Annotated in this window: 19 protein-coding genes and 1 tRNA gene; 15 read left to right on the top strand and 5 right to left on the bottom strand. The window is 52.6% G+C overall.

Annotated features, from left to right (window positions below):
• Positions 1-158 precede the first annotated feature (158 nt).
• From ppa to purH, 8 genes are all read left to right on the top strand, one after another.
• A complete protein-coding gene (gene ppa, locus D467_RS0102965; protein WP_018916021.1) occupies positions 159-689 on the top strand; it encodes an inorganic diphosphatase in 531 nt (176 codons plus the stop codon).
• A gap of 172 nt (positions 690-861) precedes the next feature.
• Positions 862-2,772, top strand: coding sequence for a protein-disulfide reductase DsbD (dsbD, locus tag D467_RS0102960; RefSeq protein ID WP_018916020.1), 1,911 nt, complete (start codon positions 862-864; stop codon positions 2,770-2,772).
• Between the two features lie 339 nt (positions 2,773-3,111).
• Positions 3,112-3,576, top strand: coding sequence for an acetyl-CoA carboxylase biotin carboxyl carrier protein (gene accB / locus D467_RS0102955; RefSeq protein WP_018916019.1), 465 nt, complete (start codon positions 3,112-3,114; stop codon positions 3,574-3,576).
• Positions 3,577-3,606: 30 nt separating this feature from the next.
• On the top strand, positions 3,607-4,947 hold the full coding sequence (gene accC, locus D467_RS0102950) for an acetyl-CoA carboxylase biotin carboxylase subunit (protein WP_018916018.1): 1,341 nt from the start codon (positions 3,607-3,609) through the stop codon (positions 4,945-4,947).
• A 102-nt stretch (positions 4,948-5,049) separates the two neighbouring features.
• Entirely contained in the window at positions 5,050-5,961 is a 912-nt protein-coding gene (gene prmA, locus D467_RS0102945) for a 50S ribosomal protein L11 methyltransferase (RefSeq protein WP_018916017.1), read from the top strand.
• A gap of 90 nt (positions 5,962-6,051) precedes the next feature.
• Complete coding sequence (dusB, locus tag D467_RS18985) at positions 6,052-7,092, top strand: tRNA dihydrouridine synthase DusB (RefSeq protein WP_018916016.1); 1,041 nt, start codon at positions 6,052-6,054, stop codon at positions 7,090-7,092.
• On the top strand, positions 7,089-7,412 hold the full coding sequence (gene fis, locus D467_RS0102935; protein ID WP_018916015.1) for a DNA-binding transcriptional regulator Fis: 324 nt from the start codon (positions 7,089-7,091) through the stop codon (positions 7,410-7,412). Before dusB ends, fis begins: the two co-directional genes overlap by 4 nt.
• Before the next feature lie 49 nt (positions 7,413-7,461).
• Positions 7,462-9,042, top strand: a complete 1,581-nt coding sequence (gene purH / locus D467_RS0102930) for a bifunctional phosphoribosylaminoimidazolecarboxamide formyltransferase/IMP cyclohydrolase (protein WP_018916014.1) — start codon at positions 7,462-7,464, stop codon at positions 9,040-9,042.
• A 99-nt stretch (positions 9,043-9,141) separates the two neighbouring features.
• Here purH and D467_RS0102925 read toward each other — a convergent pair whose 3' ends face one another.
• The 4 genes from D467_RS0102925 to D467_RS18980 form a co-directional block, all read right to left on the bottom strand.
• The gene (locus D467_RS0102925) at positions 9,142-10,599 is read right to left on the bottom strand and encodes an NAD-dependent succinate-semialdehyde dehydrogenase (protein WP_018916013.1); all 1,458 of its coding nucleotides are present in this window, start codon (positions 10,597-10,599) and stop codon (positions 9,142-9,144) included.
• 122 nt (positions 10,600-10,721) lie between these two features.
• On the bottom strand, positions 10,722-11,273 hold the full coding sequence (gene folE, locus D467_RS0102920) for a GTP cyclohydrolase I FolE (protein WP_018916012.1): 552 nt from the start codon (positions 11,271-11,273) through the stop codon (positions 10,722-10,724).
• Between the two features lie 278 nt (positions 11,274-11,551).
• Entirely contained in the window at positions 11,552-12,526 is a 975-nt protein-coding gene (locus D467_RS0102915) for a serine/threonine protein kinase (protein WP_018916011.1), read from the bottom strand.
• 33 nt (positions 12,527-12,559) lie between these two features.
• A complete protein-coding gene (locus D467_RS18980) occupies positions 12,560-13,267 on the bottom strand; it encodes a ComFC family protein (protein WP_155826421.1) in 708 nt (235 codons plus the stop codon).
• Positions 13,268-13,356: 89 nt separating this feature from the next.
• Between D467_RS18980 and D467_RS0102905 the strand changes: the two genes are divergently transcribed.
• From D467_RS0102905 to D467_RS0102895, 3 genes are all read left to right on the top strand, one after another.
• A tRNA-Leu gene (locus D467_RS0102905) sits at positions 13,357-13,441 on the top strand.
• 181 nt (positions 13,442-13,622) lie between these two features.
• Positions 13,623-14,252, top strand: a complete 630-nt coding sequence (locus D467_RS0102900) for a hypothetical protein (RefSeq protein ID WP_018916009.1) — start codon at positions 13,623-13,625, stop codon at positions 14,250-14,252.
• 53 nt (positions 14,253-14,305) lie between these two features.
• On the top strand, positions 14,306-15,301 hold the full coding sequence (locus tag D467_RS0102895) for a hypothetical protein (RefSeq protein WP_018916008.1): 996 nt from the start codon (positions 14,306-14,308) through the stop codon (positions 15,299-15,301).
• Positions 15,302-15,397: 96 nt separating this feature from the next.
• On the opposite strand, the gene D467_RS0102890 is transcribed toward D467_RS0102895, so the two are convergent.
• Positions 15,398-16,159, bottom strand: coding sequence for an SDR family NAD(P)-dependent oxidoreductase (locus D467_RS0102890; RefSeq protein WP_018916007.1), 762 nt, complete (start codon positions 16,157-16,159; stop codon positions 15,398-15,400).
• A gap of 172 nt (positions 16,160-16,331) precedes the next feature.
• On the opposite strand from D467_RS0102890, the gene D467_RS0102885 reads away from it, so the two are divergent.
• The 4 genes from D467_RS0102885 (at position 16,332) to D467_RS0102870 (ending at position 19,968) form a co-directional block, all read left to right on the top strand.
• Positions 16,332-16,835: an FxsA family protein gene (locus D467_RS0102885; protein ID WP_018916006.1), complete on the top strand. Its 504-nt coding sequence runs from the start codon at positions 16,332-16,334 to the stop codon at positions 16,833-16,835.
• Between the two features lie 235 nt (positions 16,836-17,070).
• Positions 17,071-17,364, top strand: a complete 294-nt coding sequence (locus tag D467_RS0102880) for a co-chaperone GroES (RefSeq protein WP_018916005.1) — start codon at positions 17,071-17,073, stop codon at positions 17,362-17,364.
• Between the two features lie 58 nt (positions 17,365-17,422).
• Positions 17,423-19,066 (top strand): chaperonin GroEL, encoded by a 1,644-nt coding sequence (gene groL / locus D467_RS0102875; RefSeq protein WP_018916004.1) that lies wholly within the window; start codon positions 17,423-17,425, stop codon positions 19,064-19,066.
• Between the two features lie 170 nt (positions 19,067-19,236).
• Entirely contained in the window at positions 19,237-19,968 is a 732-nt protein-coding gene (locus D467_RS0102870; RefSeq protein ID WP_026285588.1) for an RNA methyltransferase, read from the top strand.
• Positions 19,969-19,999 lie beyond the last annotated feature (31 nt).

Below are 19,999 nucleotides of genomic sequence, written 5' to 3'. Positions count from 1 at the left end.
TGATAAAGGTGAATCGCCGCTGGCACTTGCACAGTGATACGCCCCTAGCGCTATGTTGCATTGGCAATCGTAGAGTCATCTTCGTATAATTCCCGCCTATTCGTGCAACGCATCAATTGCTTAGCCACTGCATCACCCAAGGACTTAAGGACTCAACGATGAACTTCGATAACATCCCTGCTGGAAAGGATTTGCCGAACGATATTTACGTGGCGATCGAGATTCCTGCGAACCACGCTCCGATCAAATATGAAATCGATAAAGACATGGGCGCGCTGCTGGTTGACCGCTTCATGGCCACGCCGATGTTTTACCCCGCCAACTATGGTTTTATTCCGCACACACTGGCTGATGATGGCGATGCGCTGGACGCGCTGGTGGTTACTCCTCACCCGGTAGCGCCAGGCAGCATTATCCGCGCGCGCCCTATCGGCATCCTGAACATGACCGATGAAGCGGGCGAAGATGCCAAGCTTGTGTGCGTACCGCACCCCAAGCTCAGTACGCTTTATGATGACATTCAGGAAGTCACTGACCTGCCTGAGCTACTGCGTCAGCAAATTGCACACTTCTTTGAGAACTACAAAGACCTTGAAAAAGGCAAGTGGGTAAAAGTTGAGTCCTGGGAAGGCGTAGAGGCGGCGCGTAAAGCCATTGAGAAATCAGCGGCAGCTTACCAAAAAGCGTAAGTGAACTAACGCTCGCGTTTTGTCTCTATTAAGAAGGCCGCCCTCAAGGCGGCCTTCTTATTATGCCAAGCCAACGTTTTTTTCGTGCTGCCGCCCTATTAAAGTGTCCGGCTTTACCTGCGCGAGATCTATGCAGGTGCTTACCCCGTCACACCGCCGTTAAGGATGTATCGTGTTATCCATCAACCGCTTAAGTTCGCTCTTGCTTCTCTGTTGCCTGCCCTTGACCTCCCAAGCACAGTGGTTTTCATCTAGCAGTGAAGAGGCGTTTTTACCGGTGATGGAGGCGTTTCAGCCCAACGCCTGGCACGATGGCGAAACGCTTTATGTTGGCATGCAGATTACCCAGGGCTACTACCTTTACCGGCACCAGTTTGCCGTTGAAAGCCAGACGCCGTCGGTAACGCTGGGCGATTCCGTTCTGCCGGAAGGCACATTTACCACCGACGAATTTTTCGGCGACGTTTACACGTTCCGTGATCAGGTAGTGTTTGAAACGCCTCTGGAAAGTGCCTACTCAGGCCCTATTGATATTGCGCTCACCTTTCAGGGATGCGCCGATGCCGGGCTTTGTTATCCTCCCGAACGCGTAGACCTTCAGGCGGCTGAATCAGAACCGCCCGCCCAATATGCTGAGTGGCTAAGCGAGAATACAAGCCAAGCTGCTGGGAGCGTAGAGCCTGGCAACACGTCAGATCCTGACATGGCCAGTTCATTCTCAAGTTCTGTTTCAAGTTCTGCTTCAAGTTCTGTTTCAAACCCATCTATAAGCACACCACAAAGTGCCGACAGCCGTTTTAGCACGCTTTTAAGCGAGGCAAGCCTGCCGTTGGCATTAGGGCTATTTTTTCTTGCGGGACTTGGTCTTACGTTTACGCCCTGTGTGCTACCCATGATTCCGATTCTTTCCTCTATTATCGTAGGCCAGAAACCGACCAGACCGCGTGCTTTTGTACTTTCGGCAAGCTACGTACTGGGTATGGCCGCCACTTACGCGGTCGTAGGCGTGCTGATGGGTCTTTTTGGGGCCGGACTGAATCTACAGGCGCGCCTTCAGTCGGCACCGGTATTAATTACGTTTGCTGTTTTATTTACGCTATTTGCACTGGCCATGTTTGGCGCTTTCGAACTGCGCTTTTCACAACGGCTCACTAACCGTATTGATGCTTGGCAGGCACGCGCCCAAAAAAGCGGCCCTGGCGGGCTGGCTTTAGCGGGGGCACTTTCCGTTTTAGTAGTATCTCCATGTGTAACGGCCCCTTTGGCGGGCGCGCTGGTGTTCATTTCGTCAACGGGCGATGCCGTTATTGGCGGCGCGGTACTGTTTGCCTTAGGCCTGGGGATGGGCCTGCCGCTATTACTCGTCGGCACATTTGGCGTAACGCTGCTACCCCGCACAGGCGCCTGGATGAATGGGGTTAAAACCGCCTTTGGCCTGTTGCTGCTGGGTGTCGCGGTCTGGATGATCGAGCGCTTGGTTGCAGGGCCTATTGGGCTATTACTTTGGGCGGCCCTGGCTATTGGCAGCGCACTGGTGCTTGGCGCTTTAACGATAAACCAGCGACCAGGTTGGTCACGTGCCCGGCAAACGCTAGGGCTGATGCTGCTGGCCTGGGGGGTCGCCTTAGTACTGGGCGCAGCCCAGGGCAATAACAATCCCCTGCGCCCGTTAAGCTTCTCAAGCACGTCCGAGGCAAGCGCTAATATCGCGCTCGCATTTGCGGAAGTGGATAGCTTGGACGAACTGCAGTCAGCACTTACTCAAGCAGATAATGCCAACCAACCCGCTTTTGTACACTTCACTGCCGAGTGGTGTATCTCATGCAAGGTAATGGAACGTGATGTTTACCCCGACCCACGCGTTGTGGCTGCCCTGGAAGGCTTTACGCTGATTTCAGTCGATGTGACTGATACCACCGCGCAGAGCCGACAGCTGCTAAATCAATACCAGCTATTTGGCCCGCCAAGTCTACTGTTTTTTAATCAAGGCAATGAGATACGCACAGCGCGCATTCAGGGGGAAGCCACTGCCAGTGAGCTTGCTGAACATCTTTCGTCATTAAAGCAGTGGTTATCGAGTTAGAAACATAATCCTCTGGATTTTGCCTTTGTAGTTATTGGCCCGCGCTAATAACTGCACACTCCTAGCCAAACGCTGACTAAGCTGACTAGTGCATTAAGGGGATGTAATGTCTTAGCTATCCACTGGACAAGCGCTGGACATGCACTTGTTTTTTCGGCAAACTCCGCTTCCATATTAGTTAAATTCTCAATTTTTTAGCTGTAGAAGGGGGAACGTTCGCTAACATGCAGCGTTCTCTTGTTTTTTTAAACTGGTTTACTGCGCGCTGAATATCACACTTTCAAGCTTTACGTTCAGCGTAGCCAGGTCGCAACCTTCAAAACATTAATGGGGCTCAGTATGGATATTCGCAAAGTAAAAAAACTGATCGAACTACTCGAAGAATCAAACATTAGCGAGATCGAAATTCAGGAAGGCGAAGAGTCGGTACGTATTAGCCGCCATCCTAATGGCGCTACTTGGCAGCCCCAGCCTATGCCGCAATACGGCTACCCGGCACAAGCTCCCGCACCTGCCCCGGCACCCGTTGCTCCAGGCGCTGATGTCGAGCCTCAGGGCGCAAGCTTCCGCGGCGAAGCCGTTAATTCACCCATGGTCGGCACGTTCTACCGTAGCCCGGCGCCCGGCGCCAAATCCTTCGTAGAAGTGGGCGATACCGTTAAACAGGGTGATACCGTTTGCATCGTGGAAGCGATGAAAATGATGAACCAGATCGAAGCCGATCGCGACGGTGTGGTTGAAGCCATCCTGGTGGAAGATGGTGAGCCGGTGGAATTTGATCAGCCCATGATCGTCCTCGCTTAATCTTTCATATCAACACGGGTGGACTCTCCCATGCTGGACAAGGTACTTATCGCGAACCGCGGCGAGATAGCCCTACGTATCCTGCGGGCCTGTAAAGAACTGGGCATTAAAACCGTAGCGGTACACTCTAAGGCCGACCGTGAACTGATGCACGTGCGCCTGGCGGATGAAGCTGTGTGTATTGGCCCGGCTTCATCGGCCCAATCCTATTTAAATATTCCTGCGCTGATCAGCGCCGCTGAAGTCACCGACTCAAGCGCGATTCATCCTGGCTACGGCTTTTTGTCTGAAAATGCCAACTTTGCCGAGCAGGTTGAGCGTTCCGGTTTCGCGTTTATTGGTCCTCGCGCTGAAACCATTCGCCTGATGGGCGACAAAGTCAGCGCTATTGAAGCCATGAAGAAAGCCGGTGTGCCGACCGTTCCCGGCTCTGACGGCCCGCTTGGCGATGATGACATTTCGAATCTGGCCGCCGGTAAGCGCGTTGGCTACCCGGTCATCATCAAGGCAGCCGCTGGCGGCGGTGGCCGCGGCATGCGGGTAGTGCATTCGGAAAACCAGCTGCTGGAAGCAATCAGCATTACTCAAAACGAAGCCCAGGCAGCGTTTGGTGATGGCACGGTCTACATGGAGAAATTCCTTGAGAAACCGCGTCACGTGGAAGTACAGGTACTTGCCGATGGCCAGGGCAACGCTATCCATCTGTATGACCGGGACTGCTCACTTCAGCGCCGCCACCAGAAAGTATTGGAAGAAGCACCTGCCCCCGGCATCGATCCGCAAGCACGCGCGGATGTGCTCGAAGCCTGCCGTCAAGCGTGTATCGAAATCAATTATCGCGGCGCAGGTACGTTTGAGTTTCTGTATGAAGACGGCAAGTTCTTCTTCATCGAAATGAATACCCGCGTTCAGGTAGAGCACCCGGTTACCGAAATGGTAACCGGCGTCGATATCGTTAAAGAACAGCTGCGCATTGCCTCTGGCCTGCCGCTGTCGATTCGCCAGGAAGACGTAAAGCTTAACGGCCATGCGTTTGAGTGCCGGATCAATGCCGAAGATTCGCGTACCTTTATGCCCTCACCGGGTAAAGTAACGCTGTTTCATGCGCCGGGCGGCTTGGGCGTTCGTATGGACTCGCATCTTTATACGGGCTATACCGTTCCGCCTCACTACGACTCTCTGATCGGCAAACTGATCACCTGGGGCGCTGACCGCGAGACGGCGCTGACGCGCATGCGCAACGCCCTGGACGAGCTGCTGGTTGAAGGCATAAAGACCAATATCGATCTGCAGAAAGACTTGGTACGCGATAGCCATTTCCGTCAGGGTGGTGTCAACATTCACTACCTGGAAAAGAAACTCGCTGGCTAATTTTGAAATCGGCTAATTTTTAATGGTTAGCCGATAATGATGCCAAACGGGGTGGCTGAGTCCACCCCGTTACCGTTTTTGTTTCTACTGCGGAGACACGCCATGCCTTGGCTTCAACTTAAAGCCCACGTCGCGCCTGAGCAGGCGGAACTACTCGAAGACCTGCTGCTTGAAGAAGGCGCAACGGCCATTGGGCTTCAGGATGCTCACGACGATCCCGTTTTCGAGCCTGAGCGCGGCACCACGCCTTTATGGCAGGATACGATCTTAACCGGCCTGTACGATGATCTTGAAGGCGTTGAGAGCATGCTTATGCGTATAGCAGCGGCTTGGGCTGAGCAGATGCCTGACGAGCCCTGCCCGGCGATTGAGTATGAGCTGTTAGCCGATCGCGACTGGGAACGTGAATGGATGGACGACTTCACGCCACTTCAGATGGGACAGCGTCTCTGGATTGTTCCCAGCTGGCACACCCCACCTGAAGCCGATGCGGTCAACTTGATTCTGGATCCAGGCCTAGCCTTTGGTACTGGCACCCACCCCACCACTGCGCTGTGTCTTGAATGGCTCGATCAGCTAGCGGTTGAGGGCACGCTTGCCGACAAAAATGTGCTGGATATTGGCTGTGGTTCGGGCATTCTAGCGATTGCGGCACTCAAGCTTGGCGCACGCCATGCCGATGGCACGGATATAGACCCCCAGGCGCTGCAAGCCAGCCGCGATAATGCCGAGCGCAATCAGATTGCTGAGCAGGACCTCACGCTTTATTACCCCGAGCAGTTAACTGGCGGCCCCTACCCGGTAGTCACCGCGAACATTTTAGCTGGACCCTTGGTAGAGCTGGCGCCGACGATTGCAGGCCATGTCGCACCAAAAGGATTTCTGGCGCTATCAGGTATTCTTGCCAACCAGGCCCAAGACGTAATTAAAGCCTACGAAGCAGAAGGCATGATGATGGATGAGACCGTCATTCGCGAAGGTTGGGTGCGACTTACTGGCCATCGCCCCGGTTAATCTGCGAAACAGCCTTCATTCCACTCCCGAGTAGGCGTATCATACGCCCCCTTGAAACGACCTACTCGTTTATCCAGCAGCGCAATGTCCATGACCATAGCCACGCAACAATCAACGGCCATCGGCCCTTACACTTTGCCTAATCAGGTAATTCTGGCGCCTATGGCCGGTGTTACCGATCGCCCCTTTCGTCAGCTATGCCGACAGCTGGGCGCTGGCTGGGTGGTGGGTGAAATGGTAACCGCTGATCCCAGCCTTTGGCATACTCGCAAATCACAGCTGCGCATGGACCACCAGGGCGAGCCTGACCCACGTGTTGTCCAGATTGCGGGCGGCGATGCAGAGATGCTTGCTCAGGCAGCTCGGCTTAATGTGGAGCTTGGCGCCCAAATTATTGATATTAATATGGGCTGCCCGGCGAAAAAGGTCTGCAATAAGGCAGCAGGTTCTGCCCTGTTACGCGATGAAGCCTTAGTAGCGGAAATTCTGGATGCCGTGGTCAAGGCTGTTGAGGTCCCGGTTACGCTAAAAATTCGTACCGGCTGGTGTGCTGAATCCAACAACGGCGTAAGAATTGCTCGGCTTGCAGAAGATGCTGGCATTCAAGCACTGGCCGTTCATGGCCGACATCGCGAACAGCGCTATACTGGTTGGGCAGAATACGACACGATTGCCGATATCAAATCGCGTCTTTCAATCCCTGTGATTGCCAATGGTGATATTACAAGCCCTGAAAAAGCAGCTGAAGTCCTCCATTATACCGGCGCAAATGCGGTAATGGTGGGACGTGGCGCCCAAGGCAATCCGTGGATTTTTAAACAGATAACCCACTATCTGGATCACGGCGAGCAGTTAGCACTGCCAAGCCTTGAAGAGCGTCGCCGTGTGCTCCTAGCACATGTGGCGGCCCTCCATGCGTTTTACGGAGACACAATGGGTGTGCGTATTGCCCGCAAACATATTGGCTGGTATCTCGAAAGTGACCAGCGTTTTTGCGAGGCAATACGCCGCCAATTGAAACAACAATTTAATGCGTTAACGTTACCTGAAACGCAATTTAATTGGATTAATGATGCGATGGCGCTTGATGCTGACAAGCGTCTGCTAGCCAAAGGAAGCCATGCTGCATGAACGAACGCGATCTTCTTTCCAGCGAGTTATCCTCGCGCCTGGCGGGCACGCTCGCTGACCCGGCGGCAAGCGTTCCGCCGCAGCCGTTAAGAGAGGCCGTGGAAACCGCCATGCGCCGCTACTTCGAGCATCTCGATGGCAGCCAGGCCACCGACCTGTACGCCATGGTGATGGCCGAAGTAGAAGCGCCACTGCTCACCTGTGTCATGGAACATACCGAGGGTAACCAGACACGAGCGGCTGACGTACTCGGATTAAACCGGGGCACGTTGCGTAAAAAACTCAAGCTTTACGGACTTATCGAAGGTGACGCCCCATAACCATGGGGCGTTGTTGTTTTTATTTCCAACTCTGCACATGAGCACCCTAATGGTTGATAGTACTGCTACCCCTGTTCGCCGCGCTCTTTTGAGCGTTTCTGATAAAACCGGCATCGTGGAGTTTGCCCGCGGCTTATCCGAGCGCGGTATCGAGCTGCTTTCTACAGGCGGTACGTTCCGCTTGCTACAGGAAAATGCCATTGCGGTGACGGAAGTTTCCGAACATACCGGCTTTCCTGAAATCATGGACGGGCGGGTAAAAACCCTGCACCCGAAAATCCATGGCGGCATTCTGGCTCGCCGCGGCCAAGACGACGCCGTCATGGCTGAAAACGATATCACCCCGATTGATATGGTCGTGGTTAACCTTTATCCATTCGCAGCGACCGTTGCCAAGCCTGACTGCAGCCTGGAAGACGCTATCGAGAATATCGATATCGGTGGCCCTACCATGGTGCGTGCCTGCGCTAAAAACCACGCGTACACCACCATCGTGGTTAACGCCGAAGACTATGCCCGCGTGCTTGCAGAACTGGCGGACAACGATGGTCAAGTCAGCACTGCCACGCGTTTTGACCTTGCGGTAAAAGCCTTTGAGCATACCGCAGGCTATGACGGCGCTATCGCGGATTATTTAGGTCGCAAGGTTAATGAGAGCGACGCGACCTTTGCGCGCACGTTTAATCTGCAGCTACATAAAAAGCAGGACATGCGCTACGGCGAAAACCCGCATCAGCAGGCGGCCTTTTACGTTGACCCTTCCGCCTCGGAGCCCAGCGTTGCCACAGCCTCCATGCTCCAGGGCAAACCGCTCTCGTTCAATAACGTGGCTGATACCGATGCGGCTTTTGAATGCGTGAAAGCGTTTGATGAAACGGCCTGCGTGATCGTTAAACACGCTAACCCGTGCGGCGTCGCGATTGGCGCCACCGCGCTAGAGGCTTACGACAAAGCGTTTGCGACCGACCCCACCAGCGCCTTTGGCGGCATTATTGCTTTTAATACGCTGCTTGAAGCCGATACTGCCCGTGCCATTGTTGATCGCCAGTTTGTTGAGGTCATTATCGCGCCTGGGGTAAGCGATGAAGCCGTGGCGATTATCGCCGAGAAGAAAAATGTTCGCCTGCTGGATGTCAGCGCTCATTGGCCTGGAGAAACCCAGCCCGCGTTTGATTTCAAACGAGTCAACGGTGGCCTGCTGGCACAAGAGCGTGACCAGGGTATGGTGACGCGTGAAGAGCTTACCGTGGTAAGCGAGCGCGCGCCCTCAGAACAGGAGCTGCGCGATTTGGCATTCGCATGGCGCGTCGCCAAATTCGTTAAATCCAACGCCATTGTTTACGCCAAAGCTGGCCAAACGATCGGTGTCGGTGCAGGCCAGATGAGCCGCGTGTACTCGGCCAAAATTGCGGGTATTAAAGCGGCCGATGAAAACCTGTCCGTACCGGGTTCAGTCATGGCGTCTGACGCTTTCTTCCCGTTCCGTGACGGTATTGATGCAGCCGCCGCCGCGGGCATTACCGCCGTTATTCAGCCGGGCGGCTCGATGCGCGATCAGGAAGTGATTGATGCAGCCAATGAAGCGGGCATTGCCATGGTCTTCACCGGCATGCGCCATTTCCGCCACTAAACAGTAGTGAAATAAATGCGGTAGATAGACAAAAGCCTCGCAAGCACAGCTTGCGAGGCTTTTTTAGTAGGCATCAAACCTAAAATGCCCTACCCGTTATTAGCCAAGATCAATACACAGGTACTTGGTTTCCAAATACTCTTCCAAGCCTTGATGACCGCCTTCACGCCCCAGGCCTGACGCCTTGACACCGCCAAACGGCGCCGACGCATTGGAAATAAGCCCGGTATTGATCCCCACCATGCCATATTCCAGCGCTTCAGCAACGCGCCAAACTCGCGACAGATCACGGGAATAGAAGTAAGACGCCAGCCCATACTGGGTGTCGTTGGCCATTTCAATGGCGGTTTCTTCATCATCAAAGGGGAAGACTGCGGCCAGGGGGCCAAAGGTCTCTTCCTGGGCCACTTTCATGTTTTCCTTTGCAAAGCTGATAAGCGTAGGCGTGAAGAAATTGCCGCCCAAAGGATGAGGATGACCGCCCAGCAATAGCTCAGCGCCCTTATCAAGCGCGTCCTGCACATGTTCACTGACTTTTTTGACCCCATTCTCATCGATCAGTGGGCCAATATTAATGTTCGGCTGCGTGCCATCACCCACGTTTAGCTCGCTGTTCATGGCTACTGCGAGCTTTTCACAAAACGCATTAATGACGCTGGACTGAACTAAAAAGCGGTTAGTGCAAATACAGGTCTGCCCCGCATTGCGGAACTTGGCAGCCATCGCACCTTCAACGGCGGCATCTAAATCAGCATCCTCGAAGACAATAAACGGTGCGTTACCACCGAGTTCCAGCGAGATTTTCTGTACATGCTCTGAGGCCTTCGCCATCAGCGTTCGGCCCACTTCGGTGGAACCGGTAAAAGTAATTTTGCGAACTTTAGGTGACTGAGTGAGCGCTTCGGCAATTTCCCCGGCGCGACCAGGCACCACGTTAAAAACGCCGCGCGGTATGCCAGCACGCTCAGCCAATAGCGCTAGTGCTGTCGCGGAGAAAGGCGTTTGACTGGCAGGCTTGACCACGATAGTACAACCTGCCGCTAAAGCAGCACCGGCCTTGCGGGTAATCATCGCCGCAGGGAAATTCCAGGGGGTAATCGCACCTACAACGCCAACCGGCTGTTTGGTGACCATGATGCGCTGGTTTGCCTTGGAGGCAGGGATGGTCTCGCCGTATACGCGCCGAGCCTCTTCAGCAAACCAGCGTAGAAAACTTGCCGCATAGGCAATTTCGCCTTCGGCTTCCTTAACCGGCTTGCCCTGCTCATAAGTCATCAGCAGCGCAAGGTCGTGTTGATGCTCAAGCATTAAATCGTGCCACTTGAGTAAAAGATCAGCCCGCTCTTGCGCGGTTAATGATCGCCATGCGGGTAAAGCGGCGTCGGCTGCGTCAATTGCACGCTCAGTTTCCGCTTTGCCTAAGCGGGGCATATCCCCCACCGGCTTACCTGTGGCGGGGTTAATAACGTTAATTTGCTCTCCACTGTCAGCGGCTACCCAGCTGCCGTCGATATAGGCAAAGGGGCAATACAGCTGTGTCTCTTTTAACGCTTCCATGACAGACTCCTGGCCAAAGGATGGCCCTGTGGGCTCATATTTACGCTTTCATGCTAAGACGAAACCGCGCAATTAACCAAGTGTTTGACCAACATCGCCACTCTGACCATGGATACGCCAACTTAATTAATCAGCGTTAAAAACTCCTGACGCGTTGCCGGGTTATCACGGAACCCACCCAGCATTACCGATGAAGTCATGCTCGAGTTCTGCTTTTCTACGCCGCGCATCATCATGCACAAATGCCGCGCTTCAACCACGACAGCCACCCCTTTCGCCCCGGTTACCTGCTGGACAGCATCGGCAATTTCACGGGTCAGGTTTTCCTGAATCTGCATGCGCCGCGCATACATATCGACGATACGCGCAAATTTAGACAGCCCTAACACTTTGCCATCAGGTAAATAGGCAATATGACATTTACCAATAAAAGGCAATAAGTGGTGCTCGCACATTGAATAAAGCTCAATATTTTTAACCAGCACCATCTCGTCGGTCTTGGATTCAAAAACCGCCCCGTTAATAATTTCTTCAAGTGATTGCTGATAGCCTGCATTTAAAAACTGCATGGCTTTAGCTGCACGCTTAGGCGTATCCCGCAGCCCCTCACGATCAGGATTTTCACCAAGAGCAGTAATAATCTGGCGATAGTGCTGGGCGATGTCGTCGGTCATATTAAGTCTCACTAAAACGGTGTCTGCCTACTCGCTGGCAATTGCTCATCGCAGCAATTTCTCCAACGAGTCAAGCATTCTAAACCAGTGCCTAAGCCCTTTATTCATAGGTTATGCAATATGAAGTCAATAAAAAGCTAATGCAAATTAATAGAAATATTAAAAAACGCGTTAGCGAATTATTTTAACGCACCTAATCGATATGTGGCAGGTGGGCAACGACTTTTAAAACGGTAATCACGCCGCTCTTAAGCTGTCTGGAGCTTTTAAATAAATGCTTAAGCCAGCCACATAGGGCGCTCAAGCTGCAAACACTGCTGCTCTAGCTGACGGATGTGCTGATCCCAGTAACCGCTTTCCGCCATCCAGGGAAAAGCCCGTGGAAACGCAGGATCGTCCCAGCGCGACACCAGCCAGGCACTATGTCGAATCAACCGATAGGCCCTTAATGGCTCAATCAACGACATCTGATCATGAGGAAACGGCTGCGACTCCTCATACCCTTCACTTATTTCACTAAGCTGTGCTCGCCAGCCGTCGGGGTCGTTGGTCGGCAGCAACATCCAGATGTCCTGAATGGCGGGCGCCATCAGGCAGTCATCAAAATCAACCAGGGTAAATTGCTCATCCCGTCCCAGCACGTTGCCCAAGTGGCAATCACCATGACAACGAATCAACGAAGCTGAATCCAGCGTTTTGGATGCAAGCAGCCGTTGCATTTTTTCAATCACCGTTTGATAGGCACGCTGCTGGAATGGACTCAGCCACTGGCTTTGAACGACCCGCTGGCGGGCATCTTCTATTCCGCTTTCAAGCACCAGTGGAGGGCGATGCTGAAAGGCTTTACGATGTGCTACTTTATGCAGCCGCCCTAACACTTCGCCCAGCGCATAAAGATGCGCGGGGTTATCGAGCTCCGGTGCCTGGCCTGCACATTGACGAAAAAGCGTAAAACGAAAACCGGCGTAGCGATGCAACGACTGCCCTTCACTATTGCGCCAAGGTGCCGCTACCGGCACACCCGCTTTATCCAGCTCCTGTAAAAAATCATGCTCTTCTTGAATAGTGGCATCCGACCAGCGCTCGGGACGATAAAACTTTATCACCCAGCTTCGTGCTTCATCATCACGAAACATCAATACACGGTTTTCATAGCTATTGAGCGCGAAAGGCTCTCCTGCTGGCCAAATATCGACAGATTCGGCCGCTGACATGACCGTATCAGGCGAAAGTGCACTGAAAGGATGTGACATAAATCGCTCCTGAGTAACCAAACGCTTATCTTATCAACTATTGCCCAGCGGCGTTCTGGCAGCGGCCCAGCTATCAACCCGCGTTGCACCGGCTTTCAGGGCAACACGTGCCAGCGCATTGATAGTAGCCCCGGTCGTGATGACATCGTCAATCAGGGTTAGATGCGCAGGCAGCGGCCCTTTTATGCTAAAGGCTCCGCGTAGATTAGCCGCGCGCTCCTGCCGGTTTAGCGTGCGCTGCGAAGCTACTAGCTTATGGCATTCAGCATTGAGCAGTTCAAGGCCGGTTCGTCTGGCCAATTGCTCTGCTAGCCAGTACGCCTGATTGAACCCTCTCTCACGCGCTCGCTGATGATGCATTGGCACAGGCAATAGCGCAGAACCCAAATGATCGGGCATATTTTCAAGCATCAGCTCCACCAGGAGCATGCCTGCACGAGGCGATGCATTAAATTTAAAATCATGCATCAGCTCTTTAATCGAAGACTGATAAAGTAGACTCACGTGGGCGCGCTCGATAGGCGGTGGTTCAAGCATGCAGTGACCGCATAGCGATTGCGACGGTTGGCGAAGTGGTTCGCCACATCGTGTGCAGCAAAGCGTATTCCAGGGCAGCTCAGCCAAACAGTCGCGGCACCACCCCAAACCGTCATGGGCGGGCATCAGGCAAAAAGCGCAATATCCCGGCAGGGCTTTTTGCAATCCCCTATGTGCCTGTTGCCATCCCTTCATCAATCCCATAAATCCCCTTAGCTGAGCAACGCCTAACAATTATGTTGTTTAAAGCGTTGACATTATCCATAAATTTGATAATATACGCCTCGTCTTCTGCGGATGTGGTGGAATTGGTAGACACGCTAGATTTAGGTTCTAGTGCCGTAAGGTGTGGGAGTTCGAGTCTCCCCATCCGCACCAATTTTAGTTAGTTATCTCATTTTTATTATATTCCTATCAATCGGTAAGCATATGCTTACCGATTTTTTTATGCTTTTTTTCACCCCTATTTATCACCTCCCCCTTTAGCTAACTTCTGCTAACCTTTTAGCAACGTTAGTGTTTTGCAATTCGGCACCTTGCCTTGAGAAGGATCTCAATTATGGAATGGCTCAACGAGCACGCACAGGCAATCTCCGCTGTTAGCAGCATCCTTACCTTATTTGTTTGGGTTTTCTATGCCCAACTGCTTTATGGCGGCTACGCGCGCCAACGTCGGCCTCGAATTATTATTAATCGGGGCAAGGGAGTAGGCCTGGATGCTCTTTGCCTGGTAAGCAATATGAGCAACGAAGCCATTTACGTTCAGCATCTTGTTGCGGTTCTGCATACCAAGGAGCAAAGCTACCAGCTCGATATCGTTGAGTACCAGCAACAGGGCGATGATGATGAAGAGGTAGATTACCGCACGCACCAAGGGCCGCTTAACTCAGGGGACTACATTCATATTCAGTCCTTTGAGTCGATCATAAAACGACTCATCCACTACTGGGACTTGGATGAAGACGCTATCAAACAGCAGGAATTACAGCTCGAGATTCGCGTTATTGCTATTTACGGTTCAGAAGACATGCCGACCGGCGCTTCACGGTGTTTCAATTTGAATCTAACAGCCGAGCCTGTCCGCCAGATTATTCCCTCCAGTGTCGATACGCACCGCATGAACAGCCGACGCGATCGCAAACGCGTGTTAAAGTGGGCAAAGAATATTGAAATACATAAAGCTTCCTAAGCCTAAGCTAGCGCTTCATATAATTTTAAAAAACGATCATTCGAGATAATTACATGAAACAGTTTTTTGCCTTGCTATGCCTGGGCACGTTAACGCTTATTACTGCCCAGGCTTACGCCGAGGAAGAAGATAGTGATTTACCCGATTGGGCCGAAGAGCAAGTTGAGCCGTTTCGTGCCCGTGTTGGCAATTGGGTAGACAATACATCACGCAACATTGATTCGTTTTTTGGTGGGGAACACTATAACAACTCCGTTAATAACGAGTCCTACTTGCGCCTGGGTCAAGAGATTGACTGGATGGAAGGAGATGGTGTGGGCGGCGACGTCAGTGTACGCTACCGGATCGACCTACCCACTACCGAAGAGCGTTTACGCCTAGTCATTGAAAGCGACCCGGAAGAATCTCAAGGCACGTTGGCCGATCAAGGCTCGGGCCGCCTGTATAATGACCAGCGCGACCGTCGTAATTCGACATTCGGCCTAGACTGGCTTGAAAGCCGGGATAAACGCGAAAACTGGAGTAACCGGATCGGTGCGGGTGTTCGCTTACGCCTACCTCTAGATCCTTATGTACGCTTTACCAGCGAACGGCTCTGGGATATCGGTGACGGCCCCTGGCAGCTGGAATCGTTTAACCGCCTTTCGTGGTTTAATAATGAAGGTTATTCAGCGCGTACCGAATGGGACGTTGGTCGCCCGCTTTCTGAAAACCGTCACCTGCGCTTTATCACTAACGTTCAGTGGCGGGAAGAAGAAGATACGCTTGAGTACAGCGAAATTGCCGAACTTAACCAACGGCTTAATAAGCGTAGTGCGCTGCGTTACTCAGTCATTGCCCTTGGCGAAAGCGTCTCCAACCCGCGCATGACAAACTACTATTTACAAACCCGTTATCGCCGAGATGTCCATAAAGGCATTTTATTTGCCGATGTCATTCCAGAACTGCACTTTCAACGTGAGGTTAGCTACGACCCTCGGTGGGCGATGACGCTACGCCTGGAAATGTACTTCCAGCGTGAAATTAACCGTGACTACTTTGGTTTTTAAAGACTCGGTTTTTAAAGACCCGGTTTTTAAAAACGCTTAAAGCGAGCCGAGGGCGTAAGCCCGGCTCGCGGTCTTAGCGCTTTTTTTCAAATAGAATTACAGCCGCAAGCCGCCGTCACATTCGATAATCCTCGCACTGAAATAGTCGTTGTCAAAAATAAACGCGACACTTTTGGCAATGTCATCGGGCTCTCCCAAGCGCTTTAGAGGCACGCTAGACGCGATTCTTTCCAGCATATCTGGACGCATAGTCGCCGTCATGTCGGTTGCGACAAACCCCGGTGCCACAGTACCGGTGCGAATGCCGTAGCGGGCAAGCTCCTTACCCCACGTCACCGTCAGCGCGTGAACCCCAGCCTTAGCCGCCGCATAGTTACTCTGCCCCGCATTGCCGGCCCGTGAAATGCTTGAGATATTAACGATAACGCCCTCGTGCCCCGCTTCTATGATCTGGGTCGCCGCCTCACGGCCACATAAAAATACGCCGGTCAAATTCACGTTAAGAACTTTTTGCCAGGTCTCTAACGACATGCGTTTTTCTATGCGCCCACCACTGGCTTTGACCAGCAAAGCATCATCGGTAATACCTGCATTGTTTACACAACCGCTAATAGGCCCCATGCGTTTCGCAATATCCTCAAACGCCGTAATGACCGAGGTCTCGTCAGCGACATTCACGACAAACGCTTCTGCTTGAACCCCTTGGCGCTTAAGCTCTAATACCGCTCGATCTAATGCTTCAGCACTCATATCCAGCAGAGCGAGCGCCGCCCCCTGCTCGCCCAAACGCTGCGCTACTGAAAAGCCAAGCCCGCGTGCACCTCCCGTAATAGCAATAACTTTATCGGCTAACTGCATACCCCTCTCCTTACCCATTGGTTTGTAAAACAACTCTAGCCCAGCTTGCATCATGGACACATAAAAATTAGGTCTTAAGCATTTAGCGTTAATCGATGAACATACGATAAGACGCTTGTTTTTTGCACTTATGACACAATAATGAGCGATTACGCCTGTTACGGAGCTCGTCATGCCTATTCTTGTCTTTATCTCATTATTTACCTTACTCGATTTCATACTGCTGTTTTCAATCGGTAGTCAAATAGGCTTACTCACTACCCTGCTGCTTGTTTTAGCCACCGGCTTCATTGGGCTGCACCTAATTCGTAAAGAGGGTGTATCCACGTTTGCCCGCGCCCGCCAGCGTATGCAGGCAGGCGAAATCCCGTCCAATGAACTGCTAACGGGCGCGGCGCTTATTTTTGGTGGCGCCCTCTTGATGGCGCCCGGTTTCTTATCCGACATACTGGGCATCGCCTGCCTGCTGCCCAACGCACGTCAGCTTATGTATAAAGCCTTAATGTGGCTGGGCTTAAAAACCAGTGTTTATAGCGGGCAAAGCGAGCAACACAAGACGCATCGCCAGCAACGCGCCTTTTATGAACGTAATGGTGATAAGGCTGATACTTCTAATGAAGCTGGGCCGCTAGAAGGTGATTTTATTAGCCGCGATGATGGCTCCCGGCGCCGCTAGCGTCAATTAACATAAAAAAATCAAACAAAAGACGCTTTTTTCACCGCTACCCCCTTGAAAGGGCTTCCGAAGCCCCCACTTTTTGAACCAGCATACAGGCTCGGTGACGACGGTTACGTTGTCACCATTAACAACGAAGGTCGTGAACCTTCATTTCTCGTGGGAATGTCCTCGAGAATCTTGTTTTAGCTATCTGCCCTTTATGGGCCTTGACGATACTCAGGAGAACGTGAGCATGAAAATCCGTCCTTTGCACGATCGCGTCGTAGTTCGCCGCGTGGAAGAAGAACAGAAAACTGCTGGTGGCATCGTGCTTCCAGGCAATGCACAAGAAAAGCCCACACGTGGCGAAGTTCTTGCAGTAGGCAACGGTCGCATTCTCGATAACGGCGAAGTACGTCCGCTAGACGTTAAAGTTGGCGACAGCGTAATTTTCAAAGATGGCTTTGGCGTTGAGAAGCAAAAAATCGACGGCGAAGAAGTCTTGATCATGAGCGAAGCCGACATCCTGGCGGTCGTTGAAGGCTAATCATCGCCTCGACTACTTACTTTCACCTTTTATAATTCGATTTTAGGAAGTAACGAACATGGCAGCTAAACAAGTTAAGTTTTCTGATGACGCACGCAAACGTATGGCTCGTGGCGTTGACGTTCTAGCCAACGCAGTAAAAGTTACCCTGGGCCCGAAAGGCCGTAACGTTGTGCTCGACAAATCCTTTGGTGCGCCGACCGTTACTAAAGACGGCGTTTCTGTTGCCAAAGAGATCGAACTGAAAGACAAGTTCGAAAACATGGGCGCACAAATGGTTAAAGAAGTTGCTTCTAAGACTTCTGACGCCGCAGGCGACGGTACCACTACCGCCACCGTACTGGCTCAAGCCATTGTTGCAGAAGGCCTGAAAGGCGTTACTGCCGGCATGAACCCAATGGATCTTAAGCGCGGTATCGACCAGGCGGTTACTGCTGCGGTTAAAGAAATCCAGGCAATGTCCGTGCCTTGCACCGACACCAAGTCTATCGCTCAGGTAGGTACTATTTCTGCCAACGGTGACAAGCGCATCGGTGAAATCATCGCTGAAGCGATGGAAAAAGTCGGTAAAGAAGGCGTTATCACTGTTGACGAAGGTCGTGGCTTCGAAGACGAGCTGGAAGTCGTTGAAGGTATGCAGTTTGATCGCGGCTACCTCTCTCCCTACTTCGTGACCAATCAGGACACCATGGCGGTTGAACTTGAAGATCCTTACATCCTGCTCGTGGATAAGAAGATCTCCAACATTCGTGAACTGCTGCCGGTACTCGAAGCCGTTGCCAAGCAGGGCAAGCCGCTGGCCATCATCGCTGAAGATATCGAAGGCGAAGCGCTAGCAACGTTGGTTGTAAACAACATGCGCGGCATCGTTAAAGTAGCCGCTGCCAAAGCGCCGGGCTTCGGTGACCGTCGTAAAGCCATGCTGCAGGATATCGCTATCCTGACTAACGGTACCGTTATTTCTGAAGAAGTCGGCCTGACACTTGAGCAAGCGAACCTGGATCACCTGGGTACTGCCAAGCGCATGACGATGTCTAAAGAAAATACCACCATCATTGATGGCGCTGGTGTAGAAAACGATATCGAAGCACGCGTTAACCAGATCCGTGCGCAGATCGAAGACACTTCTTCTGACTACGACAAAGAGAAGCTGCAAGAGCGCGTTGCCAAACTGGCAGGCGGTGTTGCCGTTATCCGCGTTGGTGCTGCTACCGAAGTCGAAATGAAAGAGAAGAAAGCTCGCGTTGAAGACGCGCTGCATTCTACTCGTGCAGCCGTAGAAGAAGGCGTTGTACCTGGCGGCGGTACCGCACTGGTTCGCGTAATGGCCAAAGTACAAGGCTTGACTGGCGAAAACGAAGACCAGAACCACGGTATCAACATGGCGCTGCGCGCTATGCAGTCTCCGCTGCGTCAGATCGTTACCAATGCCGGTGAAGAAGCTGCTGTAGTTATTAACCGTGTTAAAGACGGCGAAGGCAACTTCGGCTACAACGCTCAAACGGGTGAGTACGGCGACCTGTTCGAAATGGGTGTTCTTGACCCGGCGAAAGTAACCCGTACTGCACTGCAGTCTGCGGGCTCTGTTGCTGGTCTGATGATCACCACTGAGTGCATGATCGCTGATGATCCGGAAGAAAAAGAAGCTGGCCCAGATATGGGTGGCATGGGCGGAATGGGAGGCATGGGCGGCATGATGTAATGCACCCCTGAGCCTATCGCTCTGACGCCTTGCGTCATCAAAAACCCCGCCTTGTGCGGGGTTTTTGTCGTTTAGCGGCAGCCCGGCGTGAGCGACTCACACACACCACTCACTATGAAAGCGTGCTACCATCAGCGCCTTTATTAGGCAGCTTTTGGGTCGTTATTACCGTGCTTTCCAATATTCGCATCGTGCTTGTGCAAACCTTTCATCCTGGCAACATTGGCGCCGCCGCGCGCGCCATGAAAACCATGGGATTAACCAACCTGGTACTGGTTAATCCTCGCTGCTTTCCTGATGAAGAAGCAACGCGGTTAGCGGCGGGCGCAACGGATGTTCTAGAAAGTGCACAAGTGGTGACCTGCCTGGAAGAGGCTGTTCAGGACTGTGTGCAAGTGGTGGGTGCCAGCGCGAGGCTACGTAGCCTGCCGCTGCCCCATTTCGACGAACCGGATGATATGGCCGAGCAGGTCATCTCGAACGCGACAAGCGCGCCGGTTGCTTTGGTATTTGGCCGCGAGCGCTCAGGCTTGACCAACGACGAGATACGCTGCTGTACCCACCAAGTGAGTATCCCGGCCAATCCTGAGTACGGCATTTTAAATCTTTCCCAGGCTGTTCAGATCCTGGCCTATGAAACCCATCGCGCCTGGCGCAAACGCGATACAAACGACTTTACCTATCAGCGCCCCCTTGAGGCTACGCCGCCCAGCCGCGATCAGTTTGCGCATTTCCAGGATCATCTGGGCCGCCTAATGCAGCAAAGTGGCTTTCTCACCCAGCCGCATGCGCGTACCGAAGAACAGCTTCAAGCCCTTTTTTCTCGCGCCCAGCCCAGCCGTAAAGAGCTTTCGCTGCTGCGTGGATTGCTTAGCGCCTTTGAAGCCCATTTGCCTAAATAGCCACAACCGCATACATAAAAAGGGCAGCCAC

This window comes from Vreelandella zhanjiangensis DSM 21076 (assembly GCF_000377665.1).
In the GTDB taxonomy this organism is placed as follows: domain Bacteria; phylum Pseudomonadota; class Gammaproteobacteria; order Pseudomonadales; family Halomonadaceae; genus Vreelandella; species Vreelandella zhanjiangensis.
This window is presented reverse-complemented; position numbering and strand designations above follow the sequence as displayed.

Coding starts and splice junctions, on each gene's coding strand:
- purH (WP_018916014.1), top strand. CDS start 7,462: ATGGTTGATAGTACTGCTACCCCTGTTCGCCGCGCTCTTTTGAGCGTT.
- fis (WP_018916015.1), top strand. CDS start 7,089: ATGAACGAACGCGATCTTCTTTCCAGCGAGTTATCCTCGCGCCTGGCG.
- D467_RS0102885 (WP_018916006.1), top strand. CDS start 16,332: ATGCCTATTCTTGTCTTTATCTCATTATTTACCTTACTCGATTTCATA.
- ppa (WP_018916021.1), top strand. CDS start 159: ATGAACTTCGATAACATCCCTGCTGGAAAGGATTTGCCGAACGATATT.
- accB (WP_018916019.1), top strand. CDS start 3,112: ATGGATATTCGCAAAGTAAAAAAACTGATCGAACTACTCGAAGAATCA.
- D467_RS18980 (WP_155826421.1), bottom strand. CDS start 13,267: ATGGGATTGATGAAGGGATGGCAACAGGCACATAGGGGATTGCAAAAA.
- D467_RS0102900 (WP_018916009.1), top strand. CDS start 13,623: ATGGAATGGCTCAACGAGCACGCACAGGCAATCTCCGCTGTTAGCAGC.
- D467_RS0102895 (WP_018916008.1), top strand. CDS start 14,306: ATGAAACAGTTTTTTGCCTTGCTATGCCTGGGCACGTTAACGCTTATT.
- dusB (WP_018916016.1), top strand. CDS start 6,052: ATGACCATAGCCACGCAACAATCAACGGCCATCGGCCCTTACACTTTG.
- prmA (WP_018916017.1), top strand. CDS start 5,050: ATGCCTTGGCTTCAACTTAAAGCCCACGTCGCGCCTGAGCAGGCGGAA.
- D467_RS0102915 (WP_018916011.1), bottom strand. CDS start 12,526: ATGTCACATCCTTTCAGTGCACTTTCGCCTGATACGGTCATGTCAGCG.
- D467_RS0102925 (WP_018916013.1), bottom strand. CDS start 10,599: ATGGAAGCGTTAAAAGAGACACAGCTGTATTGCCCCTTTGCCTATATC.
- D467_RS0102890 (WP_018916007.1), bottom strand. CDS start 16,159: ATGCAGTTAGCCGATAAAGTTATTGCTATTACGGGAGGTGCACGCGGG.
- D467_RS0102880 (WP_018916005.1), top strand. CDS start 17,071: ATGAAAATCCGTCCTTTGCACGATCGCGTCGTAGTTCGCCGCGTGGAA.
- groL (WP_018916004.1), top strand. CDS start 17,423: ATGGCAGCTAAACAAGTTAAGTTTTCTGATGACGCACGCAAACGTATG.
- folE (WP_018916012.1), bottom strand. CDS start 11,273: ATGACCGACGACATCGCCCAGCACTATCGCCAGATTATTACTGCTCTT.
- accC (WP_018916018.1), top strand. CDS start 3,607: ATGCTGGACAAGGTACTTATCGCGAACCGCGGCGAGATAGCCCTACGT.